Annotated in this window: 25 protein-coding genes and 1 tRNA gene; 21 read left to right on the top strand and 5 right to left on the bottom strand. The window is 61.3% G+C overall.

Annotation, left to right across the window (positions count from 1 at the left end; all coding sequences use genetic code 11):
- Nucleotides 1–74 precede the first annotated feature (74 nt).
- From AKG11_RS11460 to AKG11_RS11430, 9 genes are all read left to right on the top strand, one after another.
- Nucleotides 75–278 (top strand): hypothetical protein, encoded by a 204-nt coding sequence (locus AKG11_RS11460; RefSeq protein ID WP_050743968.1) that lies wholly within the window; start codon nt 75–77, stop codon nt 276–278.
- Nucleotides 279–581: 303 nt separating this feature from the next.
- Nucleotides 582–839: a hypothetical protein gene (locus AKG11_RS11455; RefSeq protein ID WP_050743967.1), complete on the top strand. Its 258-nt coding sequence runs from the start codon at nt 582–584 to the stop codon at nt 837–839.
- 786 nt (nt 840–1,625) lie between these two features.
- Nucleotides 1,626–1,757, top strand: coding sequence for a hypothetical protein (locus tag AKG11_RS35700; RefSeq protein ID WP_256364422.1), 132 nt, complete (start codon nt 1,626–1,628; stop codon nt 1,755–1,757).
- A 427-nt stretch (nt 1,758–2,184) separates the two neighbouring features.
- Nucleotides 2,185–2,670 carry a hypothetical protein gene (locus AKG11_RS11450; protein WP_050743966.1) on the top strand — a complete coding sequence of 162 codons (486 nt, stop codon included), beginning with the start codon at nt 2,185–2,187 and terminating at the stop codon, nt 2,668–2,670.
- Nucleotides 2,671–2,801: 131 nt separating this feature from the next.
- Nucleotides 2,802–3,167: a hypothetical protein gene (locus AKG11_RS11445; RefSeq protein ID WP_050743965.1), complete on the top strand. Its 366-nt coding sequence runs from the start codon at nt 2,802–2,804 to the stop codon at nt 3,165–3,167.
- A gap of 41 nt (nt 3,168–3,208) precedes the next feature.
- Nucleotides 3,209–3,490 (top strand): DNA methyltransferase family protein, encoded by a 282-nt coding sequence (locus AKG11_RS11440; protein WP_050743964.1) that lies wholly within the window; start codon nt 3,209–3,211, stop codon nt 3,488–3,490.
- An 86-nt stretch (nt 3,491–3,576) separates the two neighbouring features.
- Nucleotides 3,577–4,140 carry a hypothetical protein gene (locus tag AKG11_RS33690; protein WP_245290202.1) on the top strand — a complete coding sequence of 188 codons (564 nt, stop codon included), beginning with the start codon at nt 3,577–3,579 and terminating at the stop codon, nt 4,138–4,140.
- Nucleotides 4,137–4,295, top strand: coding sequence for a hypothetical protein (locus tag AKG11_RS35115; RefSeq protein WP_197283972.1), 159 nt, complete (start codon nt 4,137–4,139; stop codon nt 4,293–4,295). The genes AKG11_RS33690 and AKG11_RS35115 overlap by 4 nt, the downstream gene beginning before the upstream one ends.
- A 297-nt stretch (nt 4,296–4,592) precedes the next feature.
- A complete protein-coding gene (locus AKG11_RS11430; RefSeq protein WP_050743963.1) occupies nt 4,593–4,973 on the top strand; it encodes a hypothetical protein in 381 nt (126 codons plus the stop codon).
- Between the two features lie 53 nt (nt 4,974–5,026).
- Here the strand turns inward: AKG11_RS11430 and AKG11_RS11425 are convergent, their stop codons facing one another.
- The gene (locus tag AKG11_RS11425) at nt 5,027–5,965 is read right to left on the bottom strand and encodes a hypothetical protein (RefSeq protein ID WP_197283971.1); all 939 of its coding nucleotides are present in this window, start codon (nt 5,963–5,965) and stop codon (nt 5,027–5,029) included.
- A 222-nt stretch (nt 5,966–6,187) separates the two neighbouring features.
- On the opposite strand from AKG11_RS11425, the gene AKG11_RS11420 reads away from it, so the two are divergent.
- The 4 genes from AKG11_RS11420 to AKG11_RS35395 all read left to right on the top strand — a co-directional run bounded on the left by AKG11_RS11420 (nt 6,188) and on the right by AKG11_RS35395 (nt 8,456).
- Entirely contained in the window at nt 6,188–6,457 is a 270-nt protein-coding gene (locus AKG11_RS11420; protein WP_050743961.1) for a hypothetical protein, read from the top strand.
- On the top strand, nt 6,447–6,749 hold the full coding sequence (locus AKG11_RS11415; RefSeq protein ID WP_156334086.1) for a hypothetical protein: 303 nt from the start codon (nt 6,447–6,449) through the stop codon (nt 6,747–6,749). Before AKG11_RS11420 ends, AKG11_RS11415 begins: the two co-directional genes overlap by 11 nt.
- Nucleotides 6,746–6,997: a MarR family winged helix-turn-helix transcriptional regulator gene (locus tag AKG11_RS11410; protein ID WP_050743959.1), complete on the top strand. Its 252-nt coding sequence runs from the start codon at nt 6,746–6,748 to the stop codon at nt 6,995–6,997. The genes AKG11_RS11415 and AKG11_RS11410 overlap by 4 nt, the downstream gene beginning before the upstream one ends.
- Nucleotides 6,998–8,216: 1,219 nt before the next feature.
- On the top strand, nt 8,217–8,456 hold the full coding sequence (locus tag AKG11_RS35395) for a tyrosine-type recombinase/integrase (protein WP_371260056.1): 240 nt from the start codon (nt 8,217–8,219) through the stop codon (nt 8,454–8,456).
- An 87-nt stretch (nt 8,457–8,543) separates the two neighbouring features.
- Here AKG11_RS35395 and AKG11_RS11395 read toward each other — a convergent pair.
- A tRNA-Leu gene (locus AKG11_RS11395) sits at nt 8,544–8,628 on the bottom strand.
- A gap of 193 nt (nt 8,629–8,821) precedes the next feature.
- Here AKG11_RS11395 and lipB point away from each other — a divergent pair.
- Nucleotides 8,822–9,568, top strand: a complete 747-nt coding sequence (lipB, locus tag AKG11_RS11390; RefSeq protein WP_050744043.1) for a lipoyl(octanoyl) transferase LipB — start codon at nt 8,822–8,824, stop codon at nt 9,566–9,568.
- On the opposite strand, the gene AKG11_RS11385 is transcribed toward lipB, so the two are convergent.
- Both AKG11_RS11385 and AKG11_RS11380 read right to left on the bottom strand, forming a co-directional pair.
- The gene (locus tag AKG11_RS11385) at nt 9,541–10,785 is read right to left on the bottom strand and encodes a zinc metalloprotease (protein WP_050743957.1); all 1,245 of its coding nucleotides are present in this window, start codon (nt 10,783–10,785) and stop codon (nt 9,541–9,543) included. The genes lipB and AKG11_RS11385 overlap by 28 nt on opposite strands.
- 89 nt (nt 10,786–10,874) lie before the next feature.
- Complete coding sequence (locus tag AKG11_RS11380; protein WP_023515311.1) at nt 10,875–11,825, bottom strand: DMT family transporter; 951 nt, start codon at nt 11,823–11,825, stop codon at nt 10,875–10,877.
- Nucleotides 11,826–11,967: 142 nt separating this feature from the next.
- Here AKG11_RS11380 and AKG11_RS11375 point away from each other — a divergent pair, with 142 nt between their 5' ends.
- From AKG11_RS11375 to AKG11_RS11345, 7 genes are all read left to right on the top strand, one after another.
- Nucleotides 11,968–12,372, top strand: a complete 405-nt coding sequence (locus AKG11_RS11375) for a helix-turn-helix domain-containing protein (protein ID WP_023515310.1) — start codon at nt 11,968–11,970, stop codon at nt 12,370–12,372.
- 83 nt (nt 12,373–12,455) lie between these two features.
- Nucleotides 12,456–13,583, top strand: coding sequence for an S-(hydroxymethyl)glutathione dehydrogenase/class III alcohol dehydrogenase (locus AKG11_RS11370; protein WP_023515309.1), 1,128 nt, complete (start codon nt 12,456–12,458; stop codon nt 13,581–13,583).
- 35 nt (nt 13,584–13,618) lie between these two features.
- Nucleotides 13,619–14,044, top strand: a complete 426-nt coding sequence (locus AKG11_RS11365; protein WP_245290200.1) for a GNAT family N-acetyltransferase — start codon at nt 13,619–13,621, stop codon at nt 14,042–14,044.
- Between the two features lie 40 nt (nt 14,045–14,084).
- Nucleotides 14,085–14,546, top strand: a complete 462-nt coding sequence (locus tag AKG11_RS11360) for a YaiI/YqxD family protein (protein ID WP_050743955.1) — start codon at nt 14,085–14,087, stop codon at nt 14,544–14,546.
- Nucleotides 14,543–15,187 carry a DUF1345 domain-containing protein gene (locus AKG11_RS11355; RefSeq protein ID WP_023515306.1) on the top strand — a complete coding sequence of 215 codons (645 nt, stop codon included), beginning with the start codon at nt 14,543–14,545 and terminating at the stop codon, nt 15,185–15,187. Before AKG11_RS11360 ends, AKG11_RS11355 begins: the two co-directional genes overlap by 4 nt.
- Nucleotides 15,188–15,205: 18 nt before the next feature.
- Complete coding sequence (gene fghA / locus AKG11_RS11350; RefSeq protein WP_050743954.1) at nt 15,206–16,039, top strand: S-formylglutathione hydrolase; 834 nt, start codon at nt 15,206–15,208, stop codon at nt 16,037–16,039.
- A gap of 154 nt (nt 16,040–16,193) precedes the next feature.
- Nucleotides 16,194–16,508: a DMT family transporter gene (locus AKG11_RS11345; protein ID WP_050743953.1), complete on the top strand. Its 315-nt coding sequence runs from the start codon at nt 16,194–16,196 to the stop codon at nt 16,506–16,508.
- Here AKG11_RS11345 and AKG11_RS11340 read toward each other — a convergent pair.
- Complete coding sequence (locus AKG11_RS11340; RefSeq protein WP_050743952.1) at nt 16,505–16,888, bottom strand: DoxX family protein; 384 nt, start codon at nt 16,886–16,888, stop codon at nt 16,505–16,507. The two genes, AKG11_RS11345 and AKG11_RS11340, sit on opposite strands and share 4 nt — an antisense overlap.
- Between the last annotated feature and the right edge of the window lie 34 nt (nt 16,889–16,922).

Genomic DNA, 16,922 nt, shown 5'->3' with positions numbered 1-16,922 from the left:
ACCAGATTGAACCGCTCGACGGAAGGCTACGCTTTTCCGAACACCCTTTCGTGCGGGCATTGGAAGGATAGACAATGAACTCGATCATGCCAAACGATCCTGACAAAGATCCTGACAAGCATCAGATCGTGTTCGCGGCTGGAAAGCTGCGACTCGAGCTGAAGGGATGGATTGCTGTCATGGGCTGCGTGTTGGTTTGCGTCGTTGCCGTCGCAAACTTCGGACAGATACCGCTTGAATGGTGGAGCGCCATCCACAAGCTTGTCCTTGGCGCATGAAGCCGCCCGAAACAAGCTGGGCGGCCTCAAAAATGCTCATTTTTGAGCTTTATCCACCGACTTTACGCTCAAAAATGAGCATATTGTCTACATGGAAGACGTGAACGGTTCCCGCCTAGCAGAGGAGAAACCCTGATGAGCTACGAAACTCTCAGCCTTCTCTTGCAAGCCTTTGACGTGACGGTCGGTTTCGCAGCCCTCATCATCACGATCCGTAGGTAAGCAAGCGGCCGGTGGCGCGAATGCCGCCGGTTGCTAGAACCGAATATAGTGCAAACCTCAACGAGTTGGAAGGGTTCCAACATGACCGCCGACGACCTCAACGCCTGGCTCGAACACATGAAATTCAACGATGCCGAAGCCACAAGGCGACTTGGCCTGGGCTCCCGCAACACCCTCGCGAAGTACAAGGTTGAAGGCGCACCGCTCCATATTGGCCTTGCCTGTGGAGCTCTTGCGTTTGGACTTCCGCCTTGGAAGACCGTTGGCGAACGCGACAAGGCAGCCACAGACGGCTATGTAACGTCGTCTGTGGCCGGAATGGCGGGCCGGAGCAAATAGCCCGGCTATCCAGTATGAGGTCGGGATGGCCTTTCGGCTTGCAGCGGACGAACGCATCTAGCATCGGCGCATCGCGCTCAATCAAGCTGCCGGTGGTTCCCTGCACGTCGAACCGTGCTGCTTCGCGATCACGTTGCCTCTCGACTCTTGTTTGTAGGCGTTGCACGTTAAGCGCGACTGACAGGGAGGAACCATGTCACATCGTTGTTTCGTTTTGCTGTGCGCGCTTGTTCTCGGCGCCTGCACAACTGCGCCCACTGGAGAGTGGAAGGAAGTCTCGACGACCTCACGCGAAGCGCGACTGGAGCGGGCAAAAACCATTTGCCAAGGCCGATCAGCTGACACGCAAGTAGCAGCTGGACGCCTTTGGATTGCTGGCGCGGTTGCCTCGAACAGTACGTTCCGAGCCTGCATGGCCGAGCATGGGTTCACCCAGGGCTGATGTTCCAACCTCTACCCTCGCATGAGGGCACAGATCGGGACATCGGGGTCCACTAATTGGTCGGAAAAATCAACATGACGGCCGGACCGAACAACGGCATCGAATTGATGCACGTCAAGATGGCGCAGCCGGCGTCTTCGCCGCCATGTGGGTCGCGCGAGACAGTGCGGCCTTCCCTATCTACCAGTTCGGCATATCGCTGGTGATGATCATTCTCGCCTGCATAATCGTGTTGTACGGGCCGCGCCTTTTTCGGAGATAGGGGCTATGTTCCCCGGGAAAGACTGCGGCAATGGACAGGATGCTACCATGGCCGATCTGCGGTGGGTGTCCGAGAGGTAGAGATGGCAGAGAGCGCGCCGGAAAAGCCGCCTTTCAAGTTTCATTGGAAGCGAAACGCGATCATCTTCCTGGCGTCCGCACTGCTTGCTTTCAGTGCGATGGGCGCGATCAGTTACTTCCTTGGACCGGTCTAGGTGGTATCTCTGCTTCTACCCTTCGCCGAGGATCCAGGAAGAAGCATCTGGGAGGCTACCGACATGGCAAAGCTACTGGTCGCCAAGCGTCGAAATCTGATGTTCGAGCTGGAGGACTGCGATATCCGCGAGGCTGTTTACCGAACGCGGTCCGTTTACCTATGCCCCGAATGTGGACGCTATGTCCGACCGCACACCCATTGGAAGGAGGGGCCAAGGTTTAAGCACGTCACCGCGTCTCCAGCTTGCAGCTACTCGGGACGGAGAAAAGTGCGACGCTGAGAAGGTAGACCGCAACCGCCAATGCGGGGCATGCATTCTTCCGTCTCAAACCGCTCCCGACCGGATCATGGAAGCAGGCTGGATATTGTCGCGATTTGCGCGCAAGATGCACCGCAGAACTTCCCGCAACCTTGGGACGTGCACCATGATGATCGACGCCAGAACTCGATTTTCTATCAACTCCCTGATTGAGAAACTCAGCCAAGACGGAGACAAGTTTCCCGCCGATACGGCAAAAGAGCTAATTCGGGCGATCCCGCTAACGACAAAACTTATCGCCATGAGAGCGAGCCTCACACATACCAGACCAGGCACAAGCTTCCAGGGAGCGACGAACAATGGCGCAAGCGCGTCGGCCGAAAGCGACCCAGAAGAGATAACCCACTCCATTGGCAAAGACGGTAGGCTAATTGTCGGCGGCTACAGGATCGAGCATGGCGCCGGGAGACTCGATGTTTACAAAATGTGGGACAAGCCTCTGGAAGACAACAACTGCATGCGCCTTGTCTACGATGAGAAATCCGGCGCTCCCCTGAGGATCATGCTCTCTTCCCCGAAGAGTTTCACCATCGGCCCGTTAAACGTCTGTTATGGGCAAAAATGGACCACGTGGAAGACGGTGGCCGATTGAAATCCACCGCCCGGGATGAAACCGGGCGGGCTGGGATGCTACTATGCGAAGTTGCTGTCAGCTACCGTGAGTTTAGGCACGATCCGGTATCCAGCGGCGTCTAACGCGCGCTCAAACTCCTTGGTCGCACTATGGCTCAAGCCACCATGCCCATAGGTATGCGGCATATCTGGGTAGCCACCTGCAAAGCGGATTGCCTGGTGGCACTCCACATATCGGACAATAGCGAGAGTCAGATGTCGCCAACTGAACACGACGAATACAAGGACGTCTTCTACGTCCTTGGGCTGGTCTTTATAGAAACAAGAGCGACCACGAATCTATCGAAGGCACAAATCCTTGCCGACGTCTTTCACAATGTTCCCGCCATGATGAACCGACGGTTCAGTCTGGAGGAAATTATGGCGGAGATTGATCAGAAATCCGTCCGACATGGCTGTGAACGAATGGTTTCAGCGCTTTTCGAGACGGCCGCCAAAAAAGCCAGTGAAGCTTAAAGCGACTTTGTCAACAGAACCCAGGTGGTCGGGAAGGCCCTATGGCACCAGTCTCCGTGCGCTGCCTCCGGTTGCTCGCGAACCCGCCCTTCGTCAAGCAGGACGACATTCGCCACGTCATGCACGCCTTCAAGTTCTTGAAGTCGGGAGGTCGCCTCGTTGCGATCGTGTCGGCGAGCGTCATGTTCCGCGACAACAAGCTCACGACCGCGTTTCGCGAGTTCGTCTCGGCAAACGGCGGCGGCATGAAGCGCCTACCGGATGGCTCGTTCAAGTCGAGCGGAACCGGCGTCAACACCTGCATCGTCACGGTCAACGCCTGATCCCCTTCTGAGATGATCGGGCAACGGTTCGAAAGCAGGTCTGGGAAAACGGCCAAAAGGTATGGCGCGACAACGTTCCGAACGACGTGCCCTGGTATCGCTTCCCGAAGCGGATGCTGGCATGGCGTGCGGCCGGATACTGCCTGCGCGAATTGTTCGGCGATGTTCTCGGCGGCATCCGGGATGAATTCGAGGCGCGCGAGATCGCCGACGCTGAGGAGATGCGCGACATAACGCCGGCCGGGCGCGCCGCGCCGCCGAAGCCACCTGCCCCGCCCGCGCCGCCGACCTCCAAGACCATCGAAGCCGCACCGACGCCGGAACCGGAAACGGAGGAGCACCAATCCGAACCCGATTTCGACCTCGGTTCATTCCTCGAAGAGCTGGGGACGTCGCTGGCAACGGCTAAGGATTCCGCGTCGGCCGCCGAAATCTGGAACGACTATGACGCGCCGGCCATCCTCGAAAGCAATGGTCACGCCGACATGATCGATGCGGCCTACGCAATGCGCGACCGAACCTATGCGAAGCTCGAACCGTACAACGGGGGGCTAAGCCAATGGCGAAGAAGGCTTCAGAGAACCCGCCCATCTACGTCATCCGCGACGGCGACCGCCTTGTCGGCGAAATGGAAATGGATCGCGAGATGATCCGGGAATTCCCGCCCGGTCAGCGCATCCGCGTCGATCTTCGCACCGGCCGCGTACCGGAACGACTGCGCTTCTATTTCGCTTTCCTTCGCGAGGTCATGAAGGCGACGGGAACCGTCGCGCCGACCTTGAAGCAGAGCAGTCGGTGGCGGTAGATGAATGGCGGCCGATCGAAACGGCGCCGAGGGACGGGACGAACATCTTGGTATGGGCGGAAGGGTATAGCTCTGGCCAGAGGGCGTTCGGTACATCCAATACGACGACCCGCATCTCGAAGAAGAAACCGAAGAGCCCGGCTACTGGCGCTACTCTGACGACGTCTTTGCCGACATCCTCCAAATCGAGGACGGCGAATTTACCCACTGGTGCCCTCTCCCCGCTCCTCCCACCTCCCGTATCGCAGACAGTGCCGATGCGGGCGGCCCCACCCTGTCATCGATCGGCGGTGCGGAATGAGCAACACGCGCCTGCAACTCCGTTGGGAAGCTACCGACAAGCCTGCCGACGAATTCGGCTACCGTGAATGGGTGTGCAAGTACGAACTGAGCATCGCGCTCGATGAGCATGACATCCGCAGGGAAGATGAGAATTGCGCGAAGGTGCGGGACACGGTCGTCATCGAGATCGGCTCCACAAAGCGCGGCTCGTCACAGGAGCCCTGCATCGGACCAGGCGGAGCGCACTACTTCGACCCACCCTATCGCGATGCTTCACATGCCACTTGGGATGCCGCCAAGCTTGGAAATCCGCCGATCGTGTGCATCGCGATCGACGGGACCATTATTCCCAAGCCGATCAAGCCCACCCCAAGCACGATAGGAAACCAACGATGAGTGGTTCCATGAAGCTCATTTCTGTTGGTGCTCAAAAGGTCGGCGTACAACTTTTACATAGTTGGTTCCGCTTCGACGCTACCGGCAACAGGTATCCTATTAGGCTGTCTTTCTTCGAGGAAAAGCGTCCATTCTATAGGTTCCCGCGCTTTAGGCGGGCGTCCTGCATAATAGAAGCTACGCTTTATTTTATCGTCCACGAGAAGTTGCAGAAGGGCGGCGTGCTTTCCATCGAAGACAGTGCCGGGAAAATTGCAGTTATCAAACTCGCATCCCAGCATGCTGGATCCGACACGCTCGAAATGGCATGTGAAAAAGCTGCATCCTTCGAAGTAGCTTCCTTCCGCGCGAATAGAACATCCGATGACGATAGCGCGGTGAATTGCTACCAAACCTCGCGATACTTCGGCGAAGCTCTGGGGGTACATAGTGCCGCCCAGATAGGTCTGCTCTTTGAACCCTCTGACGGCGGGCCAGACAACCGGTCGAACCAGTGGCTCAGCGTCGAACTTGACGCTCTTTTTCGCGACCAAGCCTTGATCAGCGCCACGCATGAGTGCTTCTCTGGCAGCGTCGATAGCAAGGGTCTCAGTCGCCCACTCGCGAATATAGAAATCCCCTATCAAACTCATCGCTGTTTGGTGGAAAGCCGTTTCCTTGTTCTCAAGGAGAGTTTCAAGGCTTGCAACTCCAGCAAGGTTCTCTGCCGTGCCAGCATTTTTCTCGAGCAGCTTCGCACCGTCCTGCACAAGTTTCGCCAGAACTTCCTTATCTTTAGCGTCGTTCTGCCGTGTGAACTGAGTAATCTGCTGACGTTGCAGCTCCAACTGCTCTGCCGCGATAACTCCACGCCAACCAACTGTAAGGAAAGTGACAATCGCTCCCAGCACCAAGCCAAATGGTGCGAACGCCTGAGCGCGCTGAACCATTTCGGAAGGCATCGGCGCATTAAAGACGTGGAACGCCATGAACGCGAAGATCACGGCGGTCATGATCATCGCTGCAATCGCCGAAGACAACCATCCACCGGACGAAATCCTCGCCCCCCAGAGCTGCCAACGGCCGCTTCTTTTGGCAACATAATAGCTCTCCTAAATTGATCGCCCCTCGAACCCGATCAACCTTTCTGCGAAAGGCGTTCAGGTCAAGCTTCGTACGCGTCTCAGTATTGCGCGTCAGTCGTGCCTCCACCACCAGCACGAAAGGTCAGGCCGGTGAGTGACGCCGCTGCATTCTGGCTACCTATCGAGTTTGCCGACAAGACCATCACTCAGGTTCAGCACTTCTCCGAGGTCGGCCTCACCCTCCGCAACTCGGACCGCTATTGGGTCCGCGACGAAGACGGGCGCGTCTACGAGGCGTCGTGGACCGACGACAAGGTCGGCTACTGGTGGGACTGGGAAGGCGAAAGCCCGGTCGATCCGCGTTGGAACGACGCCACAGCAACAACTGGAGCCTACCCAGGAGGCAACCATGACACATGATCTGGTAGAGCGGCTGCGGAAAACCGGGCATACGGACTACGCCTTAATGGATGAAGCCGCAGACAAGCTGGAAGCCTACATGGCCGAAAACGCAGCTCTCCGCGCCGAGAGGGACGACATACGGAAGGCACTGGAGCCGTTTGCGAAACTTGCTGGACGCTTCATGGATGAAACCAGCCGGCGGCTGAAGCCCGATGACCACAACGTTTGGGGGTATGGCGACGAGACGCTGACCTATGGCGATTTCCGTCTGGCTGCCGCCGCCATCCGCAATATGGGAGAGCGGACATGAAGCTGACAGACGATCAGTCGCGCGTCCTACGCTATCTCGCCCGCCGCAAAGAATACGATGGACCACCGGCCGGCCCAGAGATTTCAAAGGCGCTCGGGCACTCTGTGCGATGGGCTTCCGGCAAGATATCGTCCCTTGAGAAGGCGGGGCTTGTCGAGCGCCTGGGGACAACCTTCAGCAGCGGAGTTTGCTACCGCATCACCCCCGCCGGCCGCGCTGCGCTGGAGAAGGAGCCGCGAGATGGCTGAACTATCGCATCATGCAGACCATCCCGGCGTCCTCGCAGTCGGTTGTCCGCTGCGGATCACCGTCACCGCTCGCCGTACGGATGGCGGGCGCGGCGGGTATGCATGCTCCTACACGGGAGGACATTGCTTGCCGGGGGATCAATGCGCAGATCGGCGCGCCGAGGCTGCTGAGGAGCCGCGAGATTGACGGCGCCTGCGCCTATCCAACTGCCGAAACGGATTCGCGCCAGTGAGCGGGCGCTTAGGATTGCTCTGAAGGTTGTTCAGGAAACCGGGCGGCCTGTGGAGAAGCTGTGCGTAACCGGTGGACAAATTGAAATCCATTGCGGCCACGTTGATGCCGCCGCCCCCTCACCCGACCATGGAGGCCTCAAGGATTGGTGAGGGGTTCCATGAAGGTCAATTATCCGGGCCTGATACGGCAGGTGCTGCCGTCGGGCACCGTCGTGTATCGCGTCCGCCCAAAGGGCCAGCATGGCAAGCGAATACAGATCAGCGGAATACCGGGGAGCGAGGAGTTCAGCCGGCAGTACACGCTCGCGCGTCGGGGCGTGAAGCCTGACCCCGCGAAAAAGCCCTCTGAAGAAGCTATCCCTCAATCTATAGGCTGGCTCGTCCATACCTACCTCGAGTATCTTGAGGAGCGAGTAAAGGCCGGGAACACGAGCGCCAAGACCGTCAAGAAAAAGAGGAACCTGCTTGCAAAGCTCATCGCGGATCCTGATCGCAAGATGCAGGTCCCGCGGGAGAAGCTAATCGAAATTCAGGATAAGATGGCCGCTTCTCCCGCTCAAGCAGACGCCTTTATTGAGGCCGTCGCCGTCTTGTTCGATTGGGCGATCGATCGAAAATATCTCAAGGAAAACACCGCACGGGGCATCAAGTCCGTGTATCGGAAGGGTGACGGGGCGAAGCCATGGAAGGCCGCAGACGTCACCGCGTTCTTTGCCAAGCACAAGACCGTCACGACCCCTCACGTCGCCATGTCCGTCCTCCTTTGGACCGGATGCCGAATCGAAGACTTAACGATCCTCGGCCGTGAGCATGAGTGCGTCATCGATGGCATTGAGGCGCTTCGGTGGGTTCCGCTGAAGAAGGGATCGACGGAGGTATGCATACCCTTGCTTGACCCGTTGAAGGCCGCGGTACGCGCGCCGAAGGTGTTGGCAACGACCTATGTCGCGAAGCGTGGGGGGATACCTATGCCAGCGGTGACGCGATGTCTGCCATGTTCAAGCGCTGGTGCCAGGATGCAGGTCTCGGGCACTTGTCTGCGCACGGGGTGCGAAAGGGCTTGGCGGAGGTGCTGGCTGAGATGGGGAGTTCGCAATACGACATCATGGCCATCCTGGGCCATTCCGAGGCAAAAACCAGCGAGGTTTACACCCGCCGCGTCGAGCGCTGGAACCTAGCCAAGGCTGCGCTGGCGAAGGTGGGGAAAATGGGTGGGTGGGGATGATTGGTCCAATGCGCCGAAAACGTTGGACCACGCGAAAATCTAAGTCATTGACCAGAAAAAGAAAAACCCGGCACTAGGCCGGGTTCTTGGTGCGGTCGAGAAGACTCGAACTTCCACGGGTTGCCCCACAGCGACCTCAACGCTGCGCGTCTACCAATTCCGCCACGACCGCATCGTGGTAGGTGTCGTCTTGCGGCGACGGGGGTCATGTAGCAAAAGGATTTTGGGTGCACAAGGCCGTTGCGAAAGAAAAATGACGAAAAGCGAACTATTTCAACAGCGCCTGTGTAAACACACTGAAACCCCTGAAATCCTTGCAGGATCGCGCCTATATCTGGCACAACGGAACGAAAAGGACGGCCCTCATGCAGCGTCAGGACATTTCCACCTCTCTTCATGCCCTCCCCGGCTCGCCGCCGGTGCGCTGGCGCGTTGCACAGGACCTCGTCGGCTACGATGAAGCCGTCGAAACCATGGAAAAAGAGGCCACGGCGATCGCCAACGGCGAGGCAGACGAGCTTGTCTGGCTGGTCGAACATCCCCCGCTCTACACGGCCGGTACCAGCGCGGATGCAGCCGACCTCGTGGCGCCGGATCGCTTTCCGGTGTTTTCCACAGGCCGCGGCGGCGAATACACCTATCACGGCCCCGGCCAGCGGGTCGTCTATGTCATGCTGGACCTCAAGCGGCGGCGCCAGGACGTGCGCGCCTTCGTGGCGGCACTTGAAGAGGTCGTCATCGATACGCTGTCCTCGATGAACGTGCGCGGCGAGCGGCGCGAGGACCGGGTCGGCGTGTGGGTGCGCCGACCGGACCGCCCGCCGCTGCCGGACGGTTCACCGGCGGAGGACAAGGTGGCGGCCATCGGCATCCGCCTGCGACGCTGGGTGAGCTTTCACGGCTTCTCGCTCAATGTCGATCCGGATCTCGACCATTTTTCCGGCATCGTGCCCTGTGGTATCCGTGGTTACGGGGTGACCAGCCTCGTCGATCTCGGCCTGCCCGTCATGATGAGCGATGTGGATGTGCGCATCCGCGATTCCTTCGAGCACGTGTTCGGACCCACCGTTTCGGATGCGCACTGTCAGCCGAGCAGCCTGTCGCAGGCATAGACGATCGCATAGCCGTGCAAGACGATGGCGGCATAGAGGCCGAATCCGGCGAGCAGGCGCTGCGGCGCAGTCATCGGGTCGAGCGCCGCCTTGGGCTTCACTCCGCCTGCGCCGATGAGGCTCAAGGCCGTGAAGACCGCAAGGCCGGCCATCAGCAGGCCGACCGGCAACCCGATCCGCCAGCCCACCCAGACAATCGCGAGCGTCACCAGGAAACTCGCAGCCAGAAGGCTGCGCCGGGTCGAAAAGACCTGCCGCAGCACCTGTCCACCGTCGAAACGGTGCATGGGCAGGAGGTTCAGGAGATTGAAGGCTCCGAGAATCAACAGGAAGATCAACAGTATCGCGCCCGTGGGGCGACCCGCCGCATCGTGCAGCGCAATGAGCGGCGGTACGAGAAAGGCCGGCATGCCGGCGCCCATCAGGGCGCACACCGCGACCTCGAAGCGCGAATTGTACGGCCGCCCGCCGACGGCGATGCCGCCGAGCAGCGGTACGAAGATCATGCGCACCCGCTGGTGCCCGAAGGCGCGGTAGGCGGCCATGTGGCCAAGCTCGTGGAGCACGATCACCACCGTCAAGAGGGTCGATAGCAGGAGGCCACGGGCATTCAGCCCGAAGAACGGCCAGAGCAGCAGTGTGGAAAGCACCGCAAGCCCCGCCTGCGTCACCGGTCGCTCCAGCACGCCGCGCACCTCGCCGCTCCCCGTCTCCAGCCACTGTTCGAGTGCCTTCATCTCCCGGCGGAGCTGGATGTAGCGGTAAAGCAGGAAGGCGACACCGCGATAGCGGTCGGTCTGCTCGACGGTCAGGGCCGTACCGCCCGCCACCGGACGTAGCGTGCGCCGCTCCACAAAATGGTGCCAGAAGGCGGCGTCGAGCGCACTGTCCTCGATCACCCGTGTTTCGCAAGCGATGGTTTCCGCTTCTGCCGCCTCGTTCACCGCCAGCATGCGGGTGATCGGGTTTCCTTGGCGGTCGGGATGGGAGAAGGTCTGCCGGACCCGTTCGGCCGACAGCCGCTCGCTGGAGAGGATCGAGGGATGCCAGTCCGCCTCTCTGCCGAGCGGACTGACGAGCGCGGCGATCCGCGGCGGGGAAGCCTTGAAGGTGCGGGTGATCTGCAGCGTCCGGCGACCGATTGGCGCCGCGATCAGCAGCCAGATCAGGCCGAGGTTGATCGCAAGAAGCAGGATGACCGAAACCGATGTCGACATGCCGTCCTCCCCGGCCGTCATGGCAGGCAGGATCAGGCTAGTGGCAATATCCTAACAAATATTAAGGTTCGGCCCGCATCGAAGAACCGTCACTCGAAGGCGATGTCGGCCTTGAGCTTGCGGCTCCTGTGCTCGCGCCAGATGATGAAGAGGCCGGAGGCGACGATGATCGCGATGCCGAGCCATTTCGACGGCGTCGGGAAGTCGCCGAAAATGGCGTAGCCGAGCACGGTGGCCGAGATGATCTCGAAATACTGGAACGGGGCGAGCAGCGAGAGCGGTGCCATGCGGAAAGCGCGCACGACCAGCATATGGGCATAGCCGGAGAGCGCACCGAGGATGACGAGCAGGATAAGGGCGAAGAGCGACCCCGGCAGCGAGAGCTCGAAATCGGCGATGCCGGCGGAATTGCCGAGGAACAACGCCGCGCCCATGAAGATCGTGCCGCCGAAGCCGGCGATGGTCTGCATGGTCAAGGGCGAATCGGCATCGCCGATCGCCCGGTTCATGAAAAGATAGATGGAGTAGAGGAAGGCGCAGGCGACCGGCAGCAGCGCCGTCCAGCCGAACAGCACGAAGCTCGGCTGGATGACGATCAGCGCGCCGCCAAAGCCGACGACGATGGCGAGCCAGCGCCGCCAGCCGACCTTGTCGCCGAGGAAGGCCGCGGACATGGCGGTCAGGATGAAGGGCTCGACGAAGTAGATCGCGAAGACGTCGGCAAGCGGCATGTATTTCACCGCCGCGAAGAACAGGAGGCTTGCCGCCCCGTGGATCGCGCCGCGCAACAGGTTGAGCCAGGGCCGCTTCGGCCGCAGCATGGCGCCGCCGGCGACCGTGAAGATCAGCGGGATCGTGCAGACCACCTGGAAGAAGAAGCGGTAGAACGTCACCTGGCCCGGCGACATGCCCGCGAAGGTCGCCATATATTTGGCGATGGCGTCCATGCAGGGGAGCAGCAGCATGGCGACGGCCATCAGTGCCACGCCCTGCATCGTGCCGGCGCCGGGCTGGTCGTTGGTGCTGGTCGTGGTGTTCATCCGCGTCTCCTTCGTTCGCCCTTGCATATTCCTTTTCCGCACGCTGGCAATGCCGGAAATCGCGTCATCGGCGCGGCGCATTTGGGGCAGCCTGCCGGCACGCCTTGCCTGTAGACTGGCGGCAAAGACAATGGAGGCCGCGATGACCTTTCCCGGCGAGAGCAACACCATCCCCTTCCCTTCGGGCCGCGCCGACGGCGATACGCTCGGTGGGCGCATCTGGCGGGCGCGTGATGCGCTGGGGCTCAGCCTGGAAGACCTCGCCTCCCGCCTCGGTCTGCCGGAGGGCACGGTGAGCGGCTGGGAGCGCGACCATGCCGAGCCCGAGACGAAGGCGCTGTTCATGCTGGCCGGCGTCCTCTCGGTCTCACCCTCCTGGCTGATCGCCGGCATCGGCGAGGCGCCGGCGGACCCTTCCGGCGAGGAGCACCTGCATCCGCTGCTGCGCCAGCTGCAGGAAATCCACCAGCTGCACGACCAGACGGGCAAGGCGATCGCCGCGCTCGAAACCGAGGTCGCAAAATTGATCAAAAAAGATCAAGGCTGACATTTTTCCATATACCGCACTTGAGAGGCCGGACCCGCTCTGCAATGGTCGGCCCGACACAGAATCCGCATAGGGAGACGAAGATGGACGTACGCGCCGCCGTTGCCGTTCAGGCTGGAAAACCACTTGAGATCATGACCGTACAGCTCGAAGGCCCGCGTGCCGGCGAGGTTCTGGTCGAGGTGAAGGCGACGGGCATCTGCCATACGGACGACTTCACCCTGTCGGGCGCCGATCCGGAAGGCCTCTTCCCGGCCATCCTCGGCCACGAGGGTGCCGGCGTGGTCGTCGATGTCGGCCCGGGCGTCACCTCCGTGAAGAAGGGCGACCATGTCATCCCGCTCTACACGCCCGAATGCCGCGAATGTTACTCCTGCCTGTCGCGCAAGACGAACCTGTGCACGGCCATCCGTTCGACACAGGGCCAGGGCCTGATGCCCGACGGCACCTCGCGCTTCTCCATCGGCAAGGACAAGATCCACCACTATATGGGCTGCTCCACCTTCGCCAACTACACGGTCCTGCCGGAGATCGCGCTGGCCAAGGTCAATCCGGACGCCCCCTTCGACAAGATCTGCTACATCGGCTGCGGCGTGACCACCGGCATCGGCGCCGTCATCAACACGGCCAAGGTCGAGATCGGCTCGACGGCCATCGTCTTCGGCCTCGGCGGCATCGGCCTCAACGTGCTGCAGGGCCTGCGCCTTGCCGGCGCGGACATGATCGTCGGCGTCGACATCAATCCCGACCGCAAGGCATGGGGCGAAAAATTCGGCATGACGCATTTCGTCAATCCGAAGGAGGTCGAGGGCGACATCGTGCCCTATCTCGTCAACCTGACGAAGCGGAACGGCGACCTGATCGGCGGGGCGGACTATACGTTCGACTGCACGGGCAACACGAAGGTGATGCGCCAGGCGCTGGAATCGGCCCATCGCGGCTGGGGCAAGTCGGTCATCATCGGCGTTGCCGGCGCGGGACAGGAGATCTCGACGCGTCCGTTCCAGCTCGTCACCGGCCGCCAGTGGATGGGCACGGCCTTCGGCGGGGCGCGCGGGCGTACCGACGTTCCGAAGATCGTCGACTGGTACATGGACGGCAAGATCCAGATCGACCCGATGATCACCCACACCATGCCGCTCGACGAGATCAACACAGGCTTCGACCTCATGCATGCCGGTACGTCCATCCGCGGCGTCGTCGTCTATTGACGGGCATGGCACCCTATCTGATCGACGTGCGGAGGATGGCAGCATTCTCCGCCGTCGAGCTTTATGCCCTCCTGAAACTGCGTGTCGACGTCTTCGTCGTCGAGCAGGCCTGCGTCTATCCCGAACTCGACGGCAAGGACGCAGATGCCCGGCATCTGCGGCTGCTGATCGACGGCGAGACGGCCGCCTATGCCCGCCTGTGGCAACCGGAGAACGGGGCGCCGCGCATCGGCCGCGTCCTCGTTTCGCCTAAGCATCGCGGCAGGGGCCTCGGCGAGGCGCTGATGCGCGAAGCGATATCGGCCTGCGAGGCGCATTTCCCCGGACAACCGATCGCCCTGTCCGCGCAAAGCCATCTGGAACGCTTCTACCGGTCCTTCGGTTTCGTGCCGACATCGGGAGAATATGTCGAGGACGGCATTGCCCATATCGACATGCAGCGTCCCGCCGGCCATTCTTGAACCTGCGCAGAGCCACCGAAATACAGGAAATTGCGGCGCCATGATCTACGTTGACGCGGATGCGTGCCCGGTAAAGGCCGAAATCCTCAAGGTGGCGGAACGCCATGGCATGGAGGTGACCTTCGTCGCCAATTCGGGCCTGCGCCCCTCGCGCGACCCGATGGTGCGCAACATCATCGTCTCCGGCGCCTTCGACGCCGCGGACAACTGGATCGCCGATCATGTTGGTGCAGACGACATCGTCGTGACGGCCGACGTGCCGCTTGCCGTGCGCTGCGTCGAGAAGGGCGCGCATGTCACCGGCCCCACCGGCCGGCTCTTCGACAAGACGAATATCGGCATGGCGAGCGCGATGCGCGATCTCGGCGCGCACCTGCGCGAAACCGGCGAGAGCAAGGGCTACAACGCCGCCTTCTCCCCGCGCGACCGGTCCGCCTTCCTCGAAATGCTCGACCGGCTTTGCCGCCGGGCGAAGAGCGCGCAGGCTGAGCCCTCCCCATGACACGTTCACCGGGGCCGAGGATCTATGGCAGGCACCTGCCCTTCTATGTCGGCGCCGGCGCAGCCGCTGTCAGCCTTCTCGTCGCACTCTGGTTCAAGCCGGATTTTTCGATCGACATCGCGGCTGTCGTCTTCTTCCTCTGCTATCTCCTCCTGACCGCATGGCGCGTGCCGCGCCTGACCGCCGCTCATCTCGAACATTATGCGACGGACACCGACGAGCCGATCGCGGTCATCTTCGCGGTCACCGTCGCAGCCGTCGCCGTTTCCACGGGCTCGCTCTTCGTGGTGCTCAACCGACCGGCCGCTTCGCTCGGGGAATTCGCGCTCGCCTTCGCCTCCGTCGCGCTCGGCTGGCTGACCATCCACACCATGGCGGCCATGCACTATGCCCATCTCTACTGGCGTCCCGGCAATCTTGACGAAGGGAACGGCCTCGATTTTCCCGGCAAGGCCGAGCCCGGCGCCTACGACTTCCTCTATTTCGCCTTCGTCATCGGCATGACGGCACAGACCTCGGATGTCGCGATCACCTCCACGGCGATGCGCAAGGTCAACCTGCTGCACGCGGTCGTTTCCTTCTTCTTCAATACGGTGCTGGTCGCCGCCGCAGTCAATGCGGCGGTGTCGCTCGCGTCCTGAACCATACGGAGTTTCCAGATGAAAGTGCTTTCCCAGAACACGGCCTTCGGCGGCATGCAGGGTGTGTTCGCCCATGATTCGGAGGCCTGCAAATGCGAGATGACCTTTGCCGTCTTCGTGCCGCCGCAGGCGATCCGGGAGCCGCGTCCGGTGCTCTGGTATCTGTCCGGCCTGACCTGCAGCCACGCCAATGTCATGGAAAAGGGCGAATACCGGCGCATGGCCGCCGAACTCGGCCTCATCGTCGTGTGCCCGGACACCAGCCCGCGCGGCAATGACGTGCCGGACGAGATCACCAACTGGCAGATGGGCAAGGGCGCCGGCTTCTATCTCGACGCCACCGAAGCGCCCTGGGCAGAGCACTACCAGATGTACAGCTACGTGACGGAGGAACTGCCGAACTTCGTCAGCCAGCATTTCCGCATGGACATGACACGCCAGGGCATTATCGGCCATTCGATGGGTGGCCATGGCGCCATGACGATCGCGCTCAAGAACCCGGACCGCTTCAGGAGCTGCTCGGCCTTCGCGCCGATCGTCGAGCCTTCCACCGCCGACTGGTCGGTCCCGGCCTTCGAAAAGTATCTCGGCGCCGACAAGGCGGCATGGCGGGAATACGATGCCTGCGCCCTTGTCGCCGATGGTGCCCGCTTCCCGGAATTCCTCATCGACCAGGGCAAGGCGGACGGTTTTCTGGAAAACGGCCTGCGTCCCTGGCTGTTCGAGGATGCGGTCAAGGATACGGACATCGGGCTGACGCTGCGCATGCACGAGCGCTACGACCATTCCTATTACTTCATCTCGACCTTCATGGACGACCATCTGAAGTGGCATGCCGAACGCCTCGGCTGAGCCGGTGTCATGGCGGGCGCGCATGGCTGGCATGCCGCCCCCGACCTTGCCCTTCGCCGTCCCCCGCGTATAGTCCGGACCGGTAGACGGCTGCCGCCGGAGCACATCCGGTCACGACTGCGGGGACGGCCTCGCTCCCTTCATGGAGTGGGCTATGCCCTGGATCTATCTCACGCTCGCCGGCCTGTTCGAAATCGGCTGGGCGATTGGCCTCAAATACACCGACGGCTTCACCAAGCCGCTGCCCACCGCGCTCACCGCCGGCTCGATGATCATCTCCATCGTGCTGCTCGGCCTTGCCGTGAAGACACTGCCGATCGGCACCGCCTATGCGATCTGGACCGGCATCGGCACGGTCGGCACCGTGATGCTCGGCATCATCCTCTTCGCCGAGCCGGTAACCGCCGTTCGCATGGGCTGCATCGCCCTCATCGTCACCGGCATCCTCGGCCTGAAATTTGCGGCCTAACGGCGGTTGTCGAGGGCGAAGGCGCCTGGCCCCGCGGCTGTCAGATACAGGAAGACGAAGCAGAACAGGATCGCGGCATCGCCGCGATTGTTGACGGGGAAGAAGTCCTGCGGCGCATGCGCCATGAAATAGGCGATCGCCATGAAGCCGCAGAGCACGAAAGCCACCGGCCGCGTGAAGAGGCCGAGAAGGATGAGAACCCCGCCGACGATCTCCAATGCGCCGGCCGCGCCGATCAGGTTCATGAGGTCGCTGAAAGGCTGTTCGGCTGGCGGGAAATTGAAGAATTTCTGCGTTCCGTGCTCGATGAAGAGCAGTGCCGTCATGATGCGCAGCGCCGCCAGCGCTTGCGGCCGGTAGGCGGATAGTCCGTCGAGCATGCGGTTCACCCCTCTCCATTTTTACGAGAGAGGG

Origin of the sequence: Shinella sp. SUS2, assembly GCF_001262505.1 — a bacterium.
Classification (GTDB): Bacteria; Pseudomonadota; Alphaproteobacteria; order Rhizobiales; family Rhizobiaceae; genus Shinella.
The sequence above is the reverse complement of the archived record's forward strand: the minus strand, read 5'-3'. Positions and strand labels throughout refer to the sequence as shown.

What these genes read in the sequence shown, in the direction of transcription:
- AKG11_RS11460 (WP_050743968.1), top strand. Translation starts at nt 75, where the DNA reads ATGAACTCGATCATGCCAAACGATCCTGACAAAGATCCTGACAAGCAT.
- AKG11_RS11455 (WP_050743967.1), top strand. Translation starts at nt 582, where the DNA reads ATGACCGCCGACGACCTCAACGCCTGGCTCGAACACATGAAATTCAAC.
- AKG11_RS35700 (WP_256364422.1), top strand. Translation starts at nt 1,626, where the DNA reads ATGGCAGAGAGCGCGCCGGAAAAGCCGCCTTTCAAGTTTCATTGGAAG.
- AKG11_RS11450 (WP_050743966.1), top strand. Translation starts at nt 2,185, where the DNA reads ATGATGATCGACGCCAGAACTCGATTTTCTATCAACTCCCTGATTGAG.
- AKG11_RS11445 (WP_050743965.1), top strand. Translation starts at nt 2,802, where the DNA reads ATGGCTCAAGCCACCATGCCCATAGGTATGCGGCATATCTGGGTAGCC.
- AKG11_RS11440 (WP_050743964.1), top strand. Translation starts at nt 3,209, where the DNA reads ATGGCACCAGTCTCCGTGCGCTGCCTCCGGTTGCTCGCGAACCCGCCC.
- AKG11_RS35115 (WP_197283972.1), top strand. Translation starts at nt 4,137, where the DNA reads ATGATCCGGGAATTCCCGCCCGGTCAGCGCATCCGCGTCGATCTTCGC.
- AKG11_RS11430 (WP_050743963.1), top strand. Translation starts at nt 4,593, where the DNA reads ATGAGCAACACGCGCCTGCAACTCCGTTGGGAAGCTACCGACAAGCCT.
- AKG11_RS11425 (WP_197283971.1), bottom strand. Translation starts at nt 5,965, where the DNA reads ATGACCGCCGTGATCTTCGCGTTCATGGCGTTCCACGTCTTTAATGCG.
- AKG11_RS11415 (WP_156334086.1), top strand. Translation starts at nt 6,447, where the DNA reads ATGACACATGATCTGGTAGAGCGGCTGCGGAAAACCGGGCATACGGAC.
- AKG11_RS11410 (WP_050743959.1), top strand. Translation starts at nt 6,746, where the DNA reads ATGAAGCTGACAGACGATCAGTCGCGCGTCCTACGCTATCTCGCCCGC.
- AKG11_RS35395 (WP_371260056.1), top strand. Translation starts at nt 8,217, where the DNA reads ATGTCTGCCATGTTCAAGCGCTGGTGCCAGGATGCAGGTCTCGGGCAC.
- lipB (WP_050744043.1), top strand. Translation starts at nt 8,822, where the DNA reads ATGCAGCGTCAGGACATTTCCACCTCTCTTCATGCCCTCCCCGGCTCG.
- AKG11_RS11385 (WP_050743957.1), bottom strand. Translation starts at nt 10,785, where the DNA reads ATGTCGACATCGGTTTCGGTCATCCTGCTTCTTGCGATCAACCTCGGC.
- AKG11_RS11380 (WP_023515311.1), bottom strand. Translation starts at nt 11,825, where the DNA reads ATGAACACCACGACCAGCACCAACGACCAGCCCGGCGCCGGCACGATG.
- AKG11_RS11375 (WP_023515310.1), top strand. Translation starts at nt 11,968, where the DNA reads ATGACCTTTCCCGGCGAGAGCAACACCATCCCCTTCCCTTCGGGCCGC.
- AKG11_RS11370 (WP_023515309.1), top strand. Translation starts at nt 12,456, where the DNA reads ATGGACGTACGCGCCGCCGTTGCCGTTCAGGCTGGAAAACCACTTGAG.
- AKG11_RS11365 (WP_245290200.1), top strand. Translation starts at nt 13,619, where the DNA reads ATGGCAGCATTCTCCGCCGTCGAGCTTTATGCCCTCCTGAAACTGCGT.
- AKG11_RS11360 (WP_050743955.1), top strand. Translation starts at nt 14,085, where the DNA reads ATGATCTACGTTGACGCGGATGCGTGCCCGGTAAAGGCCGAAATCCTC.
- AKG11_RS11355 (WP_023515306.1), top strand. Translation starts at nt 14,543, where the DNA reads ATGACACGTTCACCGGGGCCGAGGATCTATGGCAGGCACCTGCCCTTC.
- fghA (WP_050743954.1), top strand. Translation starts at nt 15,206, where the DNA reads ATGAAAGTGCTTTCCCAGAACACGGCCTTCGGCGGCATGCAGGGTGTG.
- AKG11_RS11345 (WP_050743953.1), top strand. Translation starts at nt 16,194, where the DNA reads ATGCCCTGGATCTATCTCACGCTCGCCGGCCTGTTCGAAATCGGCTGG.
- AKG11_RS11340 (WP_050743952.1), bottom strand. Translation starts at nt 16,888, where the DNA reads ATGCTCGACGGACTATCCGCCTACCGGCCGCAAGCGCTGGCGGCGCTG.